The organism is Litoreibacter sp. JB4-2 (assembly GCF_055693445.1).
The window spans coordinates 691,643-708,589 of the sequence record NZ_CM146334.1 but is presented as its reverse complement, the minus strand read 5'-3'; the positions used below and the strand labels follow the sequence as shown (position 1 = coordinate 708,589).

18 protein-coding genes, 2 tRNA genes and 1 pseudogene are annotated in these 16,947 nt (G+C 55.7%); 7 read left to right on the top strand and 14 right to left on the bottom strand.

The window, feature by feature from the left end:
- Positions 1–4: 4 nt before the first annotated feature.
- Complete coding sequence (locus ACZ1G7_RS03520; protein ID WP_472662347.1) at positions 5–622, bottom strand: MarC family protein; 618 nt, start codon at positions 620–622, stop codon at positions 5–7.
- Entirely contained in the window at positions 622–2,475 is a 1,854-nt protein-coding gene (gene abc-f, locus ACZ1G7_RS03515; RefSeq protein ID WP_472662345.1) for a ribosomal protection-like ABC-F family protein, read from the bottom strand. The genes ACZ1G7_RS03520 and abc-f overlap by 1 nt, the downstream gene beginning before the upstream one ends.
- A gap of 104 nt (positions 2,476–2,579) precedes the next feature.
- Here abc-f and ndk point away from each other — a divergent pair, with 104 nt between their 5' ends.
- Positions 2,580–3,002: a nucleoside-diphosphate kinase gene (ndk, locus tag ACZ1G7_RS03510; RefSeq protein ID WP_472662343.1), complete on the top strand. Its 423-nt coding sequence runs from the start codon at positions 2,580–2,582 to the stop codon at positions 3,000–3,002.
- Between the two features lie 17 nt (positions 3,003–3,019).
- Here ndk and ACZ1G7_RS03505 read toward each other — a convergent pair whose 3' ends face one another.
- Both ACZ1G7_RS03505 and ACZ1G7_RS03500 read right to left on the bottom strand, forming a co-directional pair.
- Entirely contained in the window at positions 3,020–3,412 is a 393-nt protein-coding gene (locus ACZ1G7_RS03505; RefSeq protein WP_472662341.1) for a DUF4112 domain-containing protein, read from the bottom strand.
- Positions 3,409–3,738 carry a TfoX/Sxy family DNA transformation protein gene (locus tag ACZ1G7_RS03500; protein WP_472662340.1) on the bottom strand — a complete coding sequence of 110 codons (330 nt, stop codon included), beginning with the start codon at positions 3,736–3,738 and terminating at the stop codon, positions 3,409–3,411. The genes ACZ1G7_RS03505 and ACZ1G7_RS03500 overlap by 4 nt, the downstream gene beginning before the upstream one ends.
- 338 nt (positions 3,739–4,076) lie before the next feature.
- Between ACZ1G7_RS03500 and pseB the strand changes: the two genes are divergently transcribed.
- Entirely contained in the window at positions 4,077–5,093 is a 1,017-nt protein-coding gene (gene pseB, locus ACZ1G7_RS03495) for a UDP-N-acetylglucosamine 4,6-dehydratase (inverting) (RefSeq protein ID WP_472662338.1), read from the top strand.
- On the opposite strand, the gene ACZ1G7_RS03490 is transcribed toward pseB, so the two are convergent.
- From ACZ1G7_RS03490 to ACZ1G7_RS03470, 5 genes are all read right to left on the bottom strand, one after another.
- On the bottom strand, positions 5,080–5,967 hold the full coding sequence (locus ACZ1G7_RS03490) for a glycosyltransferase (protein WP_472662337.1): 888 nt from the start codon (positions 5,965–5,967) through the stop codon (positions 5,080–5,082). The genes pseB and ACZ1G7_RS03490 overlap by 14 nt on opposite strands.
- Before the next feature lie 71 nt (positions 5,968–6,038).
- Entirely contained in the window at positions 6,039–7,433 is a 1,395-nt protein-coding gene (locus tag ACZ1G7_RS03485; RefSeq protein ID WP_472662335.1) for an ATP-binding protein, read from the bottom strand.
- The gene (locus ACZ1G7_RS03480) at positions 7,433–8,092 is read right to left on the bottom strand and encodes a response regulator transcription factor (protein WP_472662334.1); all 660 of its coding nucleotides are present in this window, start codon (positions 8,090–8,092) and stop codon (positions 7,433–7,435) included. The genes ACZ1G7_RS03485 and ACZ1G7_RS03480 overlap by 1 nt, the downstream gene beginning before the upstream one ends.
- A 644-nt stretch (positions 8,093–8,736) precedes the next feature.
- A tRNA-Asn gene (locus ACZ1G7_RS03475) sits at positions 8,737–8,811 on the bottom strand.
- A gap of 61 nt (positions 8,812–8,872) precedes the next feature.
- The gene (locus ACZ1G7_RS03470; RefSeq protein ID WP_472662332.1) at positions 8,873–9,700 is read right to left on the bottom strand and encodes an MBL fold metallo-hydrolase; all 828 of its coding nucleotides are present in this window, start codon (positions 9,698–9,700) and stop codon (positions 8,873–8,875) included.
- A 137-nt stretch (positions 9,701–9,837) separates the two neighbouring features.
- Between ACZ1G7_RS03470 and ACZ1G7_RS03465 the strand changes: the two are divergent.
- A pseudogene (locus tag ACZ1G7_RS03465) lies at positions 9,838–11,140 on the top strand (ATP-binding protein).
- Between the two features lie 10 nt (positions 11,141–11,150).
- Here the strand turns inward: ACZ1G7_RS03465 and ACZ1G7_RS03460 are convergent.
- Positions 11,151–11,227: transfer RNA gene (locus tag ACZ1G7_RS03460), tRNA-Ile, on the bottom strand.
- Between the two features lie 131 nt (positions 11,228–11,358).
- Between ACZ1G7_RS03460 and purM the strand changes: the two genes are divergently transcribed.
- The 3 genes from purM to rnd all read left to right on the top strand — a co-directional run bounded on the left by purM (position 11,359) and on the right by rnd (position 14,259).
- Complete coding sequence (gene purM / locus ACZ1G7_RS03455) at positions 11,359–12,408, top strand: phosphoribosylformylglycinamidine cyclo-ligase (protein WP_472662331.1); 1,050 nt, start codon at positions 11,359–11,361, stop codon at positions 12,406–12,408.
- A 38-nt stretch (positions 12,409–12,446) separates the two neighbouring features.
- Complete coding sequence (gene purN, locus ACZ1G7_RS03450; protein ID WP_472662329.1) at positions 12,447–12,998, top strand: phosphoribosylglycinamide formyltransferase; 552 nt, start codon at positions 12,447–12,449, stop codon at positions 12,996–12,998.
- A 91-nt stretch (positions 12,999–13,089) separates the two neighbouring features.
- Entirely contained in the window at positions 13,090–14,259 is a 1,170-nt protein-coding gene (gene rnd, locus ACZ1G7_RS03445) for a ribonuclease D (protein WP_472662327.1), read from the top strand.
- Here rnd and ACZ1G7_RS03440 read toward each other — a convergent pair whose 3' ends face one another.
- Positions 14,260–14,715, bottom strand: a complete 456-nt coding sequence (locus ACZ1G7_RS03440; protein WP_472662325.1) for a hypothetical protein — start codon at positions 14,713–14,715, stop codon at positions 14,260–14,262.
- Positions 14,716–14,864: 149 nt separating this feature from the next.
- Between ACZ1G7_RS03440 and ACZ1G7_RS03435 the strand changes: the two genes are divergently transcribed.
- Entirely contained in the window at positions 14,865–15,272 is a 408-nt protein-coding gene (locus ACZ1G7_RS03435) for a SufE family protein (RefSeq protein WP_472662324.1), read from the top strand.
- Here the strand turns inward: ACZ1G7_RS03435 and ACZ1G7_RS03430 are convergent.
- The 3 genes from ACZ1G7_RS03430 to ACZ1G7_RS03420 all read right to left on the bottom strand — a co-directional run bounded on the left by ACZ1G7_RS03430 (position 15,269) and on the right by ACZ1G7_RS03420 (position 16,874).
- A complete protein-coding gene (locus tag ACZ1G7_RS03430) occupies positions 15,269–15,895 on the bottom strand; it encodes a DUF1638 domain-containing protein (RefSeq protein ID WP_472662322.1) in 627 nt (208 codons plus the stop codon). The two genes, ACZ1G7_RS03435 and ACZ1G7_RS03430, sit on opposite strands and share 4 nt — an antisense overlap.
- On the bottom strand, positions 15,885–16,076 hold the full coding sequence (locus tag ACZ1G7_RS03425) for a hypothetical protein (RefSeq protein WP_472662321.1): 192 nt from the start codon (positions 16,074–16,076) through the stop codon (positions 15,885–15,887). Before ACZ1G7_RS03425 ends, ACZ1G7_RS03430 begins: the two co-directional genes overlap by 11 nt.
- 93 nt (positions 16,077–16,169) lie before the next feature.
- Positions 16,170–16,874: a corrinoid protein gene (locus ACZ1G7_RS03420; RefSeq protein ID WP_472662320.1), complete on the bottom strand. Its 705-nt coding sequence runs from the start codon at positions 16,872–16,874 to the stop codon at positions 16,170–16,172.
- Between the last annotated feature and the right edge of the window lie 73 nt (positions 16,875–16,947).

Sequence of the window (16,947 nt, the reverse complement as noted above, 5' to 3'; positions counted from 1 at the left end):
GCGTTCAGCCCGCTGCCAGTACGCCCAGATCGCGCATCCCGTCGACCACGAATTGCACCGACAGCGCCGCCAAAAGCATGCCCATCAGCCGCGTCGCGACAATGATGCCTGTCTTGCCCAAGAGCCGCTCAATCGGCGCGGCCAGTAAAAACAACAAAAAGACGATCAAAACGACAACTGTCATCACCCCGATGACAGTCAGCGTCACGTCCCATGGCGCCCCCGAAGCCAGCAAGATCATGGTCGCCATCGAACCGGGTCCGGCAATCAACGGCATGGCCAGCGGGAAGATTGAGGGGTCATCGACGACATCATCGGCCTTCTCCTCACGCCGCGCGGAACGGCGTTCAAACAGCATGTCGAGAGCGGTGATGAACAACAAAATGCCGCCCGAGATGCGAAACGCAGCCAACGAAATGCCAACAAAGTCGAGGATTTTCTGCCCGGCGAGCGCAAAGACCAGCAAAATGACGAAGGCGCAAACACAGGCCGTAGCCGCAATCTGAAACCGCCGCGTAGCGGTCATCCCGGAGGTCATGGCCACAAACATGGGCGCCATACCGATCGGATCGATCACGACGAATAGCGTGAAGAAGACAGTTATGGCGAAGTTCAGCTCCATCACTTTTCAGCCTTTTCAAGCTTGTCCTGAGCCTTCACCCACATCGCTTCGGCGCGGTCCATGGCGTCCATCACCTCGGAATACTTCTTCTGGTAGACCTCCCGTTTCGAAGCGTTTTGGTCTTCGTAGATCTTTGGGTCGGCTAGACGCTTGGCAAGCTCTTCTTGCATCTCGGACAGTTTCTCGACGCGGGCCTCGCATTTGCGAATCTCAGCGCGCATGGCGAGGATGTCGTCTCGGCTGGCCTGCTTCTTCTTTGGTTTTTCGATTTTGTTGCCGGATTTGTCCTTGTCAGGCGGCGCAAGGAGGAGCTTTCGATAGGCCTCCAAATCTTCTGTATAGGGCGCGACGCGGCCATCCTTGACGAGCCATAGTCGGTCAGCCACCAGGCTCAGCAAGTGCATGTCATGACTGACCAAGATGACGGCGCCAGAATAGGCGGTCAGCGCCTCGACCAGGGCTTCACGGGATTCGATGTCCAAGTGGTTGGTCGGCTCATCGAGGATCAGCAGATGCGGGGCCGGAAGGGTCGCGAGCAACAGGGACAAGCGCGCCTTTTGACCGCCGGAGAGGCGTCCGACTTCTGTCTCCGCCTGATCCGCACCCAGACCGAAACCGGCGAGCCGCGCACGCAGCTTCGCCTGACCTTCGTTTGGACGTTCCTTGATGAGGTGTTCGAGTGGGGTTTGATCGATTTGCAATTCATCGACCTGATGCTGGGCAAAAAATCCAATGCGCAACTTGTTGGATGCAGTAAGACGCCCGCCCATCAGTTTAAGTCTGTTCGATAACAGCTTGGCCAGCGTTGATTTTCCTTCACCATTGCGGCCCAACAGCGCGATGCGATCATCTTGGTCGATGCGCAGGTTCAGGTGGCTGAGAATGGCTTTTTCATCATAGCCGACGGAAGCACTTTCAGTGTTGATAATCGGCGGTGACAGCTCTTCAGGTTCTGGGAAGGTAAAAACGGTGCGCGCCTGATCTTCGGGCGCCGTGATGGTTTCCATCTTCTCGAGCATCTTGACGCGGGATTGGGCTTGTTTTGCCTTGGAGGCCTTGGCTTTGAACCGATCAACGAAGGCTTGCAGATGCTCGCGCTTGGCGTCCTGCTTCTTGGCAGCGGCGGCTTGGACGGCGCGTTTGGCGGCGCGTTGCCTCGCGAATTGATCGTAGGGACCGGTGTAATACGTGAGCTGGCGGCCTTCGAGATGCAGGATCGCGTTTACGGCACGGTTCAAGAGGCCGCGGTCGTGCGAGATGATGATGACCGTATGCGGGTATTTGGCGAGGTAGGCCTCTAACCAGAGCGCGCCTTCGAGGTCAAGATAGTTGGTCGGCTCATCAAGCAGAAGATAGTCTGGTGCAGAAAAGAGCACAGCGGCGAGTGCCACGCGCATCCGCCATCCGCCTGAGAAGGCAGAACAGGGTTGGTGCTGTTCGGCATAGGTGAAGCCCAAACCAGATAGGATGGATGAGGCGCGCCCCTCCGCGGACCAGGCGTCGATGTCTGACAATCGGGTCTGGATTTCCGCGATCCGGTTTGGGTCGGTGGCGGTGTCGGCCTCCGTCAGCAGCGATGCCCGTTCGGTATCTGCGGCCAAAACGGTGTTCAGCAGGGAGACCTCATTGCCTGGCACCTCCTGCGCCACACCACCGATACGGGCACGGTCGGGCAGGGAGATCGCACCGCTTTCCAATACAAGTTCGCCTCGTATCAACTTGAACAATGTGGTTTTTCCGGCGCCGTTGCGTCCGATAAGACCGACCTTGTGGCCGGTGGGAATGGTGGCGGATGCGCCCTCTAACAAAGGGCGGCCTTCGACCGAGTAGCGCAGATCTGACATACGTAGCATGGCGCACCTGTCGCCTATGCCCGAAGCCTTGTCAATCAAGCGCTTTTCAAGCGCCAAACCCCATGCTAGACGCGCGCCAAATCCATACGCAAAGGAGCCACTTCATGGCCATTCAACGTACCTTCTCCATCATCAAGCCTGACGCCACCAAACGGAACCTGACCGGCCAAATCGCCGCCAAGTTTGAAGAGGCGGGTCTTCGCATCGTGGCCTCCAAGCGCATTCAGCTAACGCTGGCCCAAGCCCAAACATTCTACGGCGTACATTCTGAGCGCCCGTTCTTTGGTGAGCTGTGCGAATTCATGATCTCTGAGCCCATCGTTGTTCAGGTTCTCGAAGGCGAAGATGCAATTGCGAAAAATCGTGAAGTCATGGGCGCAACCAACCCTGCAGAGGCCGCTGATGGCACAATCCGCAAAGAATTCGCTCTTTCGATCGGTGAAAACTCGGTTCACGGCTCCGACGCGCCTGAGACCGCTGCGGAAGAAATCGCGTTCTTCTTCTCCGGCCTTGAATTGGTCGGCTAAGCTACGTCGCAAAAATTTTAGGAAGGGCCGCACTGATCCGTCAGGGCGGCTTTTTCTTTGCCGAGGTCTTCGCGCAGAATGCGCGTGTTTCGAATATTGGCTTGCCAGCCGAAGTCGAACAGATCGCCGACAATCGGGACCATTCCGACAACATAATCGACGCCGATGTTAAACAGCATACGACCTATGGCGTGAGATGACGCCCCGAGCCGTTTTGCCTCAACGATCACATAGAGGGAGGGCGCGAGCGCCAGTGTGTCGCCGATGACAGGCAATAGGCCAAGCACCGAATCGAGCCCTAGCGTCATGCGTGTCCCTGGAATGCGCACCAGCGCATCCATTTGCACAGCAAACCGGTCGAGTCTGTCTAGATCAGCGTCAATTGTTGACGTTTGGGTAAGGCTCGTCATCGACGTTGACCTACACCAATCGCATCAAGTTCGGCTTCTAAGGCACTGAGGTCGCTGTTGAAATGTGTGTCTTTGAGCGTATCAAACCGCTTACGCAGCTTTGCCTTCTCGGCCCCTTTGCAATCATTCCATGGCCTGCCTTGAAGGCCCATCACCAGTACATAATAGCCAATGAAATGGGGGCGCTGCCCGGCTTCAAGCAGTTTCGCATATGCCGCGTCAGCGCCAACCTCGCGCAGCGCGTCTGCCGAGTGGATGCCCACAGCGGCAAGACTTTTCTCATAGGCAGGGCCCAGATTGCGGATCGAAGAAACGGGATCGCTCATATCTCAGATATAAACGTCGACCCGTCGGGATTAAACCTAAAAGCCCTGTCAGCTCTTCTTTAGAGACTAGCCCAGTCCGAAAAACGCCAAGGCGCTTCGTTGGGTTTTGATGGCGGATTTGCGGGGGCTGGGGCGGGTTTCGGATCAGGTTTTGGCATAACAAACGCCTTTCGTTACAAGGTTACTTTACTCTGTGCCTGAGCTGACCACCCAAACGGGGCGGAATTAAGGCTCAACAAACCTAACATAAAATCAGCGATTTGTTAACTGCTTCTGGGTTTAGTGCCGTTAGTACGTGATGTCTTGCGTGTTTAAGACACGAAAACCCAGGGGATGATATGCTGCGCGACAGTGTGATTTTCGTGACCGGTGGGACCGGATCTTTTGGCACAACATTTGTGCGCCGCACCCTCAAACGGCATCGTCCCAAGAAGATTATCGTCTTTTCGCGCGATGAAATGAAGCAATGGGAAATGGCGCGTGCTTTTGCGGACGACCTGCGCGTGCAGTTCCTGATAGGGGATGTACGTGACCGCGACCGGCTATATCGCGCATTGCGCGGCGTGGATTTTGTGGTGCATGCGGCGGCTACGAAAATTGTTTCGACCGCCGAATACAACCCATTTGAATGCATCAAGACAAATGTTGTCGGTGCAATGAATTTGATTGACGCGTGTATCGACCGCGGCGTGCGCAAAGTGGTCGCTCTGTCCACCGACAAGGCATCGAATCCGACGAGTCTCTACGGTGCTTCCAAGCTTTGCGCCGACAAACTGTTTGTGACTGGCAATGCTTATGCAGGTGAACATGATACGCGGTTTTCCGTGGTGCGGTATGGCAACGTAATGGGCTCGCGCGGATCTGTCATTCCATTCTTTCAATCGATCAAAGACACGGGCGTTCTGCCAATTACCGATCCGCGCATGACCCGGTTTATGAATACGCCCGATCAGGGTGTTGAGCTGGTTTGGCATGCTTTTGGCGATATGGTGGGCGGGGAGATTTACGTCAAGAAAATTGCCTCAATGGGGATCATGGATATCGCTCGGGTCATCGCACCAGACGCGCGCCATGACATTATCGGCATGCGGCCCGGTGAAAAACTACATGAGCAGATGATCAGCCGTGAAGATGCACCTTTTACCTTTGAATATCCTGAGCATTTCAAGATCCTGCCATCTATCTACGACTGGTCCCAAAGCGCTGAACGGATCAAAGATGGCACGCCGGTGAAGGAGGGTTTCGTATATGCGTCCGACACCAATCCTGAATGGATGAGCGAGTACGAACTGAGCCTGTGGCTATCGAAGCATCAAATGGAAGGCATAGTCGGTGGCAACGTCAGATTGAACTAACAGGGCGCGCCTGCTCAAGGCGGTCTTTTCCGTAAGTGGAAATGTCAAAGTCGACGACCGCCGACAGATAAGCCATGGCTTGGGCGCGTTTTCGTTTGGACATCAGCGTCAACGGTGAGGCGAGTTTTCCAACCGCGCGTAAGAGACCGCGGAGCTTTGGGTGCGCAATCCTATGTTTGTGTTCCACATAGAGGCGCGATTGGGCGATAGCACGGGATTTAAATGCCGCGCCAGCAATCGCGTTCCCGGAGGCCGCTCCGCCGATATGGGTGACCTGCGCGCTGTGTTCCAATCGCAAGCGCCAGTCCGCTTCAAATAGACGGACGCTTAGGTCATCATCCTCATGATAGAGAAAAATCCTGGCGTCAAAACCGTCAACTGCTTCGAACGCGTCACGACGGCAGAACAGTGCGGCACCGGAGAGCATGCGTACGTCGGCACTGACCTTCGGGTCATTTTTGGCGAGCGCTTTGTCTGTCCATAGCGCGCGCGGCAGAATGCAAGATCGACGGTTTAGCCGGACTTTGCCATTAGGAGACAGGATTGCCGGGTTAAAGGCGCCTGCTTGTGGATGGGCTTCACTGGCTGCAAGCAAACTTTCGCAGCAACCGACGCTGAGCTGCGCATCAGGATTGACGAAAAACAGAAATGGAGTTTTTGCGTGGGCCGCTCCTGCATTGCAAGCTGCGCCAAAGCCAAGGTTTTCGGGCAAAGCTACAAGGTTTGCGCCATGTGCAATGACCAAGTCGCGGGTTTCATCGTGGCTGGCATTGTCGACCACAATAAGTTCGGCATTGTCGGGAACGCTGTTGAGAAACGGTGCGATCACCTCCGCGCTGTTATAGGTGACAGTGATGATAGTGATCTTGCGCATGGGCTCCCGCATCGCTTCGCCTGATGCCGGTCGTTATGGCGTGATTGGGCGGGGATGCAAAGGGCAGGTCGTTATTCAGCGGGTGCGAGGTTGAAATTTGCCGTGGTGGGAAGCGGTTCGCCCGCCGTCCGGATAAGTTTTTGCGGGATTATCACGCTGACGGCCAAGCCGCCGAGTTTGGGCGAAGTCTGGAGGCGCAGCTCTGCCCCGTAAGCGTGCAGTAGGTCCATCGCAATCGCGAGGCCAAGGCCGGTCCCGGGTTTTGAACTGTCAAGCCGCCCGCCCGAGCTGAGTGCTTCGCGGCGCGCATCTTCGGGAATACCGGGGCCGTCATCTTCGATCAGCATTTCGATGCCCTCGGAGACTTTGTGCAAGGACAGTTTGACTGCGGTGGCACAGTATTTCAATGCGTTGTCGAGCAGATTGCCCATCACCTCCTCGATGTCTTGAGCATCGATGCGCACCATGAATCCGTTCTCGCATTCAGTTATCATCGTCTTGCCGTCGCGCTCTGCCATGGCGCCAAAGAGACGCGTGAATCGCCCGACCGAAGATGAGAGGCTGGTGTTGGTCGAAGCCGCGGCACCAGAGTTTGCAGCGCGCATCCGGGCCAGTGACCTGCCAAGCTGCGCATCGACGCGCCGTAAGGCTTCGAGCGACGCGTCTACTGGCAAGCCCTGTTCGCTGAGCGTCGTCAGCTCATTGCGTAAAATCGAACTTGGGGTCTTCAATGCGTGTGCAAGATCGGCGGCTTGCCGCCGGGCGCGGCTGACGACTTCGCGGTTGCGTTCCAGCAATTCGTTGATGTCGGCCACTAGGGGTGCGACCTCCTCAGGGTATTCGTCAGCATCGAGGCCTTCTTCAGATTCCCAGCGCTTACTGACATCTTTTCTCAGCCTGTCGATTGGGTGCATAATTGCCTTTGTTTGCAGAATTGTCCCGGCAATACCTAACATTCCGACCAGCGCAAAGGCGAGCATCAGGCTGCGTCCGGTTGCGTTATGCTCGACTGCCAAGCGCTCACGCGATTCGGCGACGGTCACGCTCCATGTGCTGCCATCTGACAAGCGCACGCTTTGATGGGCTGACCGCACAGGTTCTTCGGCCAGAGCAAGCATATCGCGCAACAACGCGCCTTCTGTGACGCCGCCTGGAACGTCGAGCGTTTCACTAAGCATGGACTCAGATGTGTAGATACGTCCGTCAGGCGCTGAAACCTGCCAGTAGCGCCCTGAAAACGGGGTCCGATAGCCCGGGTCAAAGACAAGTTGATTGAGCTTTTCCGGCGCATCACGCGTGTCATTCAGTGCGACAACGAGCTGTGTGTGCCGTTCCATCAGCGCTTGATCGAACCGCGAGACGGCAATCGTGCTCATCAAAGAATACAGCATGTAGGTGCCAACCGTCACTGCGACAACGGCGCTAAAAGCACCGCCTAGAATTGCGCGTCTGCGCAGCGAGAGCATCAGGCTGCATCCACCATGTATCCACGCCCGCGAATAGTTTGGATAAATTCGGTACCAAGCTTCTTGCGAAGCCGGGTGATAAAAACAGCAATCGTGTTGCTGTCACGATCTCCATCATAGGAATAGATATGCTCCGACAGCTCAGTGCGCGAAATCAAACGGCCATTATTGTGGACGAGATAGGACAAGACGGCCACTTCCTGACTGGTCAGGTCCACCGGCATCCCGCCGACTGTAACGCGCCCATTTCGGGTGTCGAAACTGATCTCGCCTTTTTCAAAGAGTGGATTGGTTTGGCCCGTTTTGCGGCGCAACATTGCGCGTACGCGCGCTGCCAGTTCAGACATGTTGAATGGCTTGGTCATGTAGTCATCTGCGCCTGCGTCTAATCCGTCAACACGGTCCGACCAGCCGTCCCTTGCAGTGAGAATCAGAACAGGTGTGTCGATCCCACTAGCGCGCCATTTTTTGAGCACCGAAATACCGTCGCGTCCGGGCAGACCTATATCGAGAATGATCATGTCATAGGGTTCGGTATCGCCAAGGAAATGCGCTTCCTCACCGTCATGGGCGACATCAACTGCGCGCCCTTCAGAAATCAGAAGGGTTTTGATCTGATCGCTCAGAACTTGTTCGTCTTCGGCCAGTAAAATTCTCATGATTCTTTGGTACTTGCTGATTACGGAGACTTTGTGACCAGTCTTGGACCAATTGAAGTCCAGAACGCCCTTTTTTATATGGCCCAAAAAAGGAAAAGGCCGCCCTGGTGGCAGCCTTTCCCTTTTGGAGGGGACGCGATGCGATCAGCGAGCGAAAGCGTCACGTGTTGGAACTTGTGTAGCGAGAACCAAACTCTATGTACGAAGCATTTTTGCCTGCCGGGCACCGGCTTGATCTTGCGTCCGCGCGTCTCCGGCAGGTCTGAGGGCCCTGCGGTGCTGCGGAAACAGAGGCGCACGGTATCAACGGGCGCGGCAGTCAATTTGCTTCCTATCTCGTCGAGCGGCCCCTTGGAGGGTTGGAAGACCGGGCTACTCAATTTCGATGAACCAAATATGTCTGAAATGCGTTTAACCGGGAGCGAACCACTCGTTCATATTCGGTTCATCTTCGGAAAAACCACATTAAGTTTTTGTATATAAACGAAAAAATAATATTGAGTGGTTGGATTTTTACAGCTTATTGGGGCCGGTACGAGGCCAAAACACGCCTTAGTTAACGCGAATCGTACGACTTTCGCGGCATAAATTCCAGTGACCTAAGATGCGCTGCCACATTCTTAGCTTAATCTTATTTGGGATATTGGCTCCGGCGGTAGGGATCGAACCTACGACCAATTGATTAACAGTCAACTGCTCTACCGCTGAGCTACGCCGGAACGGTTTGGGCGATATAGCAAGGGAGTTTTGGCTCGGCAAGTGGGTAAGTTTGGAAAAGTCCTAGCTAAGACGAAAAACTGATTCTGCGCTCAACTCGCCCTCAGGCACGACCTTGTCGCGAGTATTGAGGTCGATAAGATGCGCCAGCACGTTGCGTGCTGCGGCAGGCAGCAAATTCGGGTCGAGATCGACATAAATTCGCGCGGCTAAATCGGCCGCTGTTCCGGAACGTTTTCCTAAAGAATCGATGATTTGCGTTTCGCGCGCAATGCGGTGTTGCGCCAACCCGTTGACGCGACCAACAGGGTCATCGATCTGCGCGCCATGTCCCGGATGATAGGTGCTGTGACCCGGCCGAGCCGCGAGCATACGCAGCGATGCCATGAAATCAGTGAGGTGCCCATCGGGCGGTGAGACAATGGATGTGGCCCACCCCATAACCATATCGCCGGTGAAGACATGGCCGCTGAACTCCTCCCAGTCGAGTTCAAAACACAGGTGGTTGCCGAGATGGCCGGGTGTATGCAGCGCACGTAGTGTCCAATCGGAGCCGCTGATTTCCTCCAAATGTTTGATGGTCACGTCTGGCAAAAAGGTTTCATCCAAGCCTTCGCCGCCGCCCAATTTGCCAAAACATGACATGATGTCGGCGCGACCGGACCGGCTAGACCCAAAAGCATGCACTTTGGCGCCGGTGAACTGCGCCAATACCATCGCAAGCGGCGAGTGATCGATATGGCTATGGGTGACGAAGATGTGGCTGATGCGTTGATGCCCTTCGAGTGCTTCCAGAATCGCCTTGAGGTGGGTCTCGTCGGGCGGACCGGGATCGATCACCGCGATGTCGCGCGTGCCCACAAGATATGTGTTGGTTCCGCGATAGGTCATTGGAGACGCGTTGGGCGCCAAAACACGCTTAATGCCCGGTGCTAATTTTTCTGCTTTTCCAATAACGGGATCAAATGATGCCTGGTCTTCCATATGTCTTTCCCTCGCCCCCTCAGGCGCTTAGTCTTTGGCGCAATATGGCCATAGTCTCTTTAAAACGTTTTTTGCCGCGTAGCCTGTACGGGCGCGCAGCTCTAATTTTGCTGGTCCCCATTGTGACCATTCAATTGGTCGTCTCCTTCGCCTTTATTCAACGTCTTTACGAAGATGTCACCGTGCAGATGACCCAGAATATGGTCCCTCAGCTTCGACTGTTACTCAAAACGGCGGAAAATCAAAGCGCGCAGATGCAGAACCGATCAGTGGAGTTGGGGATTGATGCGTCGTTTAGCGACGAGCCGCTACGTGATCGAGCGCGTTTTTATGATCTGTCGGGGCGCGCCATCCGTGACACATTGAACGCGAGATCTATCCACTCTGGAGGCAGTGGACCTAGTTGCGGACCGCAAATGGGTGCACCTGAAATTGGGCAGCGACGCGGGGCCCATCGCGCTGTCTTTCCCGCGCAGCCGGGTTTCGGCCCGTAACCCGCATCAATTGTTGGTGCTGATGCTGGCGACGGGCGTGTTGATGACGCTTATCGCTTATTTGTTTTTGCGCAATCAGTTACGCCCGATCAAGCGTCTCGCCGTCGCGGCAGAAGCGTTCGGCAAAGGGCAAATATCGCCCTATCACCCAACAGGGGCAAATGAGGTCCGCTCCGCCGGCAACGCGTTCTTGAACATGCGCTCACGCATTGAACGCCAGACACAACAGCGCACGATGATGCTTTCGGGTGTCAGCCATGATCTGCGCACGCCCTTGACCCGCATGAAGCTGGGATTGTCGATGCAGGAACCGTCGGAGGAAACAGATGCGCTTATTAACGATGTTTCGGAGATGGAAAGCCTGATCACCGCTTTTCTTGATTTTGCTCGGGCTGACGCGACAGAAGAATTGGAAGAGGTCAACCCGACCGCATTGTTGCTCGAAATCGTGGAAAACGCCAAACGGGCAGGGCGCGCTGTTGCAGTTGGGGAGGTCCCCGATGACAGAGTAGAACTGAAGCTGCGTCCTTTGGCAGTGAAGCGCGCGCTTGAAAATCTAACCGGTAATGCGACGCGCTACGGCACTAAGGCCCGACTTTCTCTAGAGTTTTTGGAAAATTCTGTGCGGTTCAGCGTTGAAGATGACGGGCCCGGCATACCTGAAGACATGCGGGAAGAGGCTTTGAAGCCCTTCGCCCGTCTTGATGCGTCGCGCAACCAAAATCAGGGCTCAGGTGTTGGGCTGGGTTTGGCGATTGCAGCCGATATTGCGCGCGTTCACGGCGGTATTTTACGACTTGGCGAAAGCGACACATTGGGCGGGTTGAAAGCCGATTTGGTTCTACCAAGATAGCGGCAAGTTTTGGTAGGCCCGGCAGGACTTGAACCCGCAACCAAAGCGTTATGAGCGCTCTGCTCTAACCAATTGAGCTACAGGCCCCCAATTTGGCGTAGCGTTTTGCTAACAGAGTGCGCGCGCGCGTCAAGGGCGCAGGTGTGAGCGGTTGCCCCGACAGGCGCTTTGCGCTACCCGAAGCGTCAAAACACGGGGCGCGTTGCGAAGGGGCTGCTATGAGCGATACCAACAAGAACGGTTTGACCTACGCGGATGCAGGGGTCGATATTGATGCAGGCAACGCGCTGGTGGACCGGATCAAGCCTGCGGCTGCAGCCACAAAACGCCCCGGCGTGATGGACGGGCTCGGCGGTTTTGGCGCTTTGTTTGATCTTAAGGCGGCCGGGTATTCGGACCCAATTTTGGTCGGCGCAACAGATGGTGTTGGCACTAAGCTGCGCATCGCGATTGATACCGGGCACTATGAAACGATCGGCATTGATCTGGTTGCGATGTGTGTAAATGATCTGGTCTGCCAAGGGGCTGAGCCTCTGTTTTTCTTGGACTATTTCGCAACCGGCAAGCTGGAGCTCGACGCTGCTGCGACAATCATTGAAGGTATCGCGGAAGGGTGTAGACGCTCCGGTTGCGCGTTGATCGGCGGGGAAACAGCTGAAATGCCGGGCATGTATAGCGAGGGTGATTTCGACCTCGCAGGTTTTGCTGTCGGTGCAATGGAGAGGGGCATGAGCCTTCCTGCCGATGTGGTTGAGGGCGATGTCTTGCTTGGTCTTGGGTCTGATGGCGTGCATTCAAACGGGTATTCGCTTGTGCGCCGGGTCGTTGATCATTCGGGTCTTTCCTGGGACAGCGCGTCGCCCTTTAGCGAGGGTAGTTTGGGGCAGGCTCTGCTGGCGCCGACGCGGCTTTACGTACGTCAAGCTTTGGACGCGGTGAGGGCAGGGGGCGTGCACGGGCTCGCGCATATCACGGGCGGCGGTTTGACTGAAAACCTGCCGCGCGTTTTACCCGAAGGCTTGGGTGTTTCAATAGATCTGGACGCGTGGGAAGCCCCGGCCGTCTTTGGCTGGCTGGCGCAGGCAGGCGGAATTTCTGAGGCCGAGATGCTGAAAACGTTCAATTCGGGCATTGGAATGGTGTTGGTCGTTGGAAAAGACCGGGCCGAAAACTTAACCGCGCAACTGCGCGAGGCCGGTGAGCAGGTCAGCAACATCGGGCACGTCACGGCGACCCCCGGCGTCACTTACTCGGGCACTCTGCTTTGAAAAAGGTGGCCATTTTGGCCTCCGGAGGTGGCTCAAACATGGTTAAGCTCGTTGAAAGCATGACGGGTGACCATCCTGCGCGGCCCTGTTTGGTGTTTTCGAACGATCCGATGGCGGGCGCTCTAAACAAGGCGGCAGAGATGGGTGTAGCGACCGCCGCTATAGATCACCGACCCTTTGGGGGTGACCGGGTAGCGTTTGAAGCGCAGATCAACACGCATCTTGAAGCGGCTCAGACGGACATTATTTGTCTCGCTGGATTTATGCGCATTCTGACGCCAAGCTTTATGAAAAAGTGGGCGGGCAAGATGCTGAACATTCACCCTTCGCTGTTGCCCAAATATAAGGGGCTTTACACTCACGCACGTGCGCTTGCCGCAGGCGATACCGTGGCCGGATGTACCGTGCATGAAGCCACGGCTGAGCTTGATGGCGGCCCGATCCTGTGTCAGGCACAGGTATCGGTGGCCACGGATGAGGACGCGGATAGCCTCGCGGCCAAAGTTCTGGTCAAAGAACATGTCATCTACCCAGCCACACTGCGCCGTTTTGCGGCAGGCGACCGGACCCGGATCGACTACGCGGGGTAAGCATGGGTGCCTCTTCCCTTTTGGGCGGTAAAGGCGTATCGATAAGCATGCCGGGGGCAGCGAAAACAAGAAAAAGAACGACCGGAACCGAATGAAAACCATCACTACGACCGAAGAGTTGGCGTCATATTGCGCCTATGCTGCGAAATTCGCCTACGTCACCGTTGATACCGAGTTTCTGCGAGAACGCACTTATTACGCCAAGCTTTGCCTGATCCAATTGGCAGTGTCCGGCGATGACCCTGAAAATGATGCGGTACTGGTTGACCCGATTGAAGGGTCTGAAATGTCGCTGGAGCCGCTTTATGATTTGTTTCGTGATGAAGCTGTGGTCAAGGTTTTCCATGCAGCCCGCCAAGATTTGGAGATTTTCTACGTCGAAGGTGGTGTGATTCCAGCACCGTTGTTCGACACGCAAGTAGCTGCCATGGTGTGCAACTTCGGCGAGCAGGTCGGGTACGAAACGTTAGTGCGCAAAATCGCGAAATCTTCCGTCGACAAGTCGTCCCGCTTCACGGATTGGTCGCGCAGACCCCTGTCTGATGGGCAGAAGAATTACGCACTTGCTGACGTGACGCATTTGCGCGTGATCTATGAGTATTTGGCTAAACGGCTTGCCAGCACCAAACGCTTGCCTTGGGTTGAAGAAGAAATGGCAGTGCTGCGCGCGCCGGAAACTTACGTAATCGAACCTGAGCATGCATGGCGCCGGGTTAAGGTACGCACCAATGCGCCCAAATTTTTGGCAATCGTGCGAGAACTGGCGCAGTTTCGTGAGGATTACGCGCAGACCAAAAATGTACCGCGTAGCCGGGTTTTCAAAGATGATGCTATGTTGGAGCTGGCCTCCACCAAACCGAAATCGATCAATGATCTGGGCAAATCGCGGCTGCTGCTGCGCGAAGCCCGCAAAGGTGATATTGCAGACGGAATTCTTGCCGCGATCCAAGCCGGCTTGAACTGCGCGCCTGACGATATGCCCCAAGTGCCTGCAGCGCGGGACAAAAGTACGATCAATGCGGCTTTGGCAGATCTTTTAAGGGTACTTTTGAAAGCCAAGGCTGAAGAAGTTGGCGTCGCACAAAAGCTGATTGCGACGGCCTCCGACCTTGACGATATCGCGATGGGCGACCGGGACGGGTTGGCCCTGTCAGGCTGGCGCGGCGAGGTTTTTGGCGAGGATGCTTTGCGGCTCTGCCGGGGCGAGGTCGCGCTGACTGCTGCAGGTTCTAGCGTCAAAATTATCGCGTTGAACGGCTAACTAGCGCCGTACAACGCGCTGTGTGCGCTGACCGCGCACGATGATTTGTCGAATATTGGCCAAAGCTGTGTTGCTCAACGATGCTGCGGCGATGATTTCACGCGATTGCTGGGTCGAAACCGCGCGCCGTCCCAAGGGTGGTGAAACGCGAAAATCATAAACCGCTACGGTCGGGTCAACCGTTGTGACGCGCACCAGTTCGGCATCCCAGAACCCTTGGGTGGGTGGCAGGCCAACCGCGCGAATGATCGCGCCGCCGGGCGTACGGTCGACGGCAAGCTCAATCACGTCGCTGACCAGGCCGCGTCTCTCTTGCGGTATCGCCTCTGAAGTATCGACCGTTTCAGCGCGGTCGCGGCCAAACCAATTGAACGGGTTGAACCGGCTTTCGGCCACGCGCCCGCAGGCGCTGATCGTCAGACACGTCGCCAAAATCACAAGTATCGTTTTGTTCACTGTCGCCCTCCCGCTGCCGCGCTTTGAGACACGCAGCATGTCGCATTTAGGGGTAGCCTATCGTTTGTGGGTTGAAAAGCCAAAGATGGTGGACCCCGGACGAGCGGGCGCTATACCTCTGCGTGGCAGGAATGAAGGACGCGAGCCCCATGGCGCAAGAAAAGTTTGAAGAGATCGTTGAGACATTCGAGTTTCTTGATGATTGGGAAGACCGCTACCGTGAGGTGATCGACATGGGGAAGGCCATGCCTCCGCTGGAGGATGCGTTGAAAGTGCCCGCAACCAAGGTAGATGGCTGCGCGTCACAAGTTTGGCTTCATCCAACGATTGAGGGTGGGACTTTCATATTTGAAGGCGAGAGCGACGCAATGATCGTACGCGGCTTGATCGCCGTACTGCATGCGCTTTATTCAGGCTTGCCCGTGGATGAGGTCGTCAAAGTGGATGCGGCTGCGGAACTTGGGCGCTTGGGACTGAATGACCATCTATCAGCGCAGCGGTCCAACGGCTTGCGGGCGATGGTTGAGCGTATTCGTCTGGTGGCCGCGCAGGCCTAAAGTGCCGCAAGCGACGTTTCCAAATCGCCATACCCTGTGAAGCGGTATTCATAAACAAGGCCCAACGCGTCGGCACACTTTCTTGCCTTTGCTTCCAAGTCCGGGTCGCGAATTTGTGCCTGATAGACCAGTTTTTCGTAGTGCTCAAAATACATGTCACGCAGTTGCGGATGACGGTCCAGGCCCAGAGGGCGTGTGACGAAAGCGTCGAACTGACGGACCAGAAAGTCGGTGAGATAGAAGGCTGTGATCTCGTCACGCGCAGCGAAAGCGTCGTTGCCTTCGAAAAAGCTGTAGCAATGCGGGCCTTGCACCATCTCGACGCCTAGTTCCTCGCACGCTGCTTGCAGCAATCCCCCCGTGCCGCAATCGGCATAGACCACAAAAATCTGATCGAAATGGTCTTTGTGCTTTACGACCGCCGCGCGCACGGCCGGGACTATTTTGTCAGGCGTGTTGTGGTAGATCGCGGGTAGGCAGGACAAAACCATATGGTCCCACCCATTGGCTTCTTTGACTGCGATGATCTCTCGGGCCAGGGCGCCACAGGCCAATAGCAGGAATTGGCCCGCTCCTTGTACCTCCAAGCCTTTGTCCGTCAGCGCCGCGTCGTCAGGTATCATCCTTGTTTAGCCTTTTGTGGAGCGCGCGAATGGCAAGCCCTGCCAGCATTGCGAGGGGTAGCATCAGCGCGCTAATCTGAGCTGCATCGCCTTGTGGTGTCAGCTGCGCAAAAAGGAACACCGTAAGCCCAGCGGCGGCGATGACATAGGCGAGCAGCAATGCAAATTTGGTAAGGGGCATGGTGCGTCTCCGATCCGTTGAAACCTAAGTGGTCCTGATCCGATTGCAATGCTCTTCGCGCGCGGCGTTTGTCGCCACACGCATACGGTTTGTTTAGCCCGCAGCCATTTGGTTATGCTTGCGTGCCATGAGTTCCTTGGCGGTTTCCACGGCGACCGCAGCATCGCGGCAATAGGCATCAGCCCCAATTGCCTTGCCGAATTCTTCGTTCAGCGGCGCGCCACCGACAAGCACGGTGTAGTCGTCGCGTATCCCTTTTTCGACCATCGTGTCGATCACGACTTTCATATACGGCATGGTGGTTGTGAGCAGGGCTGACATGCCAAGAATGTCTGGCTTTTCGGTGTCTAACGCTTCGAGGTAAGCTTCAACTGCGTTGTTAATGCCAAGATCCACGATCTCAAATCCAGCACCTTCCATCATCATGCCAACAAGGTTTTTGCCGATATCGTGAATATCGCCTTTGACGGTACCAATGACCATTTTGCCGACGCGTGGCGCGCCGGTTTCAGCTAGAAGGGGCTTCAAGATTGCCATGCCGCCTTTCATCGCATTTGCGGCTAACAAGACTTCGGGAACAAACAAAATACCGTCACGGAAATCGTTGCCAACGATGGTCATGCCACCGACAAGGGCCTCGGTCAGAACGCGATAGGGTTCCCATCCGCGTTCAAGAAGGATGTCCACGCCTTCCTCAATTTCCTCTTTCAGACCATCATAGAGGTCATCAAACATTTGGGCGACAAGCTCTTCGTCGTCCAGCTCGCTGAGGATGATGTCGTCTTCTTGATCAGACATTGGCTTTACCCTTTGGCTCCCGATATTGAGGCAGTCTTTACCGCAACCCGCTGGCCTTGCAATTGAATTTACG

What these genes read in the sequence shown, in the direction of transcription:
- abc-f (WP_472662345.1), bottom strand. Translation starts at nt 2,475, where the DNA reads ATGCTACGTATGTCAGATCTGCGCTACTCGGTCGAAGGCCGCCCTTTG.
- ACZ1G7_RS03520 (WP_472662347.1), bottom strand. Translation starts at nt 622, where the DNA reads ATGGAGCTGAACTTCGCCATAACTGTCTTCTTCACGCTATTCGTCGTG.
- pseB (WP_472662338.1), top strand. Translation starts at nt 4,077, where the DNA reads ATGCTGCGCGACAGTGTGATTTTCGTGACCGGTGGGACCGGATCTTTT.
- purM (WP_472662331.1), top strand. Translation starts at nt 11,359, where the DNA reads ATGAGCGATACCAACAAGAACGGTTTGACCTACGCGGATGCAGGGGTC.
- ACZ1G7_RS03435 (WP_472662324.1), top strand. Translation starts at nt 14,865, where the DNA reads ATGGCGCAAGAAAAGTTTGAAGAGATCGTTGAGACATTCGAGTTTCTT.
- rnd (WP_472662327.1), top strand. Translation starts at nt 13,090, where the DNA reads ATGAAAACCATCACTACGACCGAAGAGTTGGCGTCATATTGCGCCTAT.
- ndk (WP_472662343.1), top strand. Translation starts at nt 2,580, where the DNA reads ATGGCCATTCAACGTACCTTCTCCATCATCAAGCCTGACGCCACCAAA.
- ACZ1G7_RS03490 (WP_472662337.1), bottom strand. Translation starts at nt 5,967, where the DNA reads ATGCGCAAGATCACTATCATCACTGTCACCTATAACAGCGCGGAGGTG.
- ACZ1G7_RS03505 (WP_472662341.1), bottom strand. Translation starts at nt 3,412, where the DNA reads ATGACGAGCCTTACCCAAACGTCAACAATTGACGCTGATCTAGACAGA.
- ACZ1G7_RS03500 (WP_472662340.1), bottom strand. Translation starts at nt 3,738, where the DNA reads ATGAGCGATCCCGTTTCTTCGATCCGCAATCTGGGCCCTGCCTATGAG.
- purN (WP_472662329.1), top strand. Translation starts at nt 12,447, where the DNA reads ATGGTTAAGCTCGTTGAAAGCATGACGGGTGACCATCCTGCGCGGCCC.
- ACZ1G7_RS03485 (WP_472662335.1), bottom strand. Translation starts at nt 7,433, where the DNA reads ATGCTCTCGCTGCGCAGACGCGCAATTCTAGGCGGTGCTTTTAGCGCC.
- ACZ1G7_RS03425 (WP_472662321.1), bottom strand. Translation starts at nt 16,076, where the DNA reads ATGCCCCTTACCAAATTTGCATTGCTGCTCGCCTATGTCATCGCCGCC.
- ACZ1G7_RS03480 (WP_472662334.1), bottom strand. Translation starts at nt 8,092, where the DNA reads ATGAGAATTTTACTGGCCGAAGACGAACAAGTTCTGAGCGATCAGATC.
- ACZ1G7_RS03430 (WP_472662322.1), bottom strand. Translation starts at nt 15,895, where the DNA reads ATGATACCTGACGACGCGGCGCTGACGGACAAAGGCTTGGAGGTACAA.
- ACZ1G7_RS03470 (WP_472662332.1), bottom strand. Translation starts at nt 9,700, where the DNA reads ATGACCTATCGCGGAACCAACACATATCTTGTGGGCACGCGCGACATC.
- ACZ1G7_RS03420 (WP_472662320.1), bottom strand. Translation starts at nt 16,874, where the DNA reads ATGTCTGATCAAGAAGACGACATCATCCTCAGCGAGCTGGACGACGAA.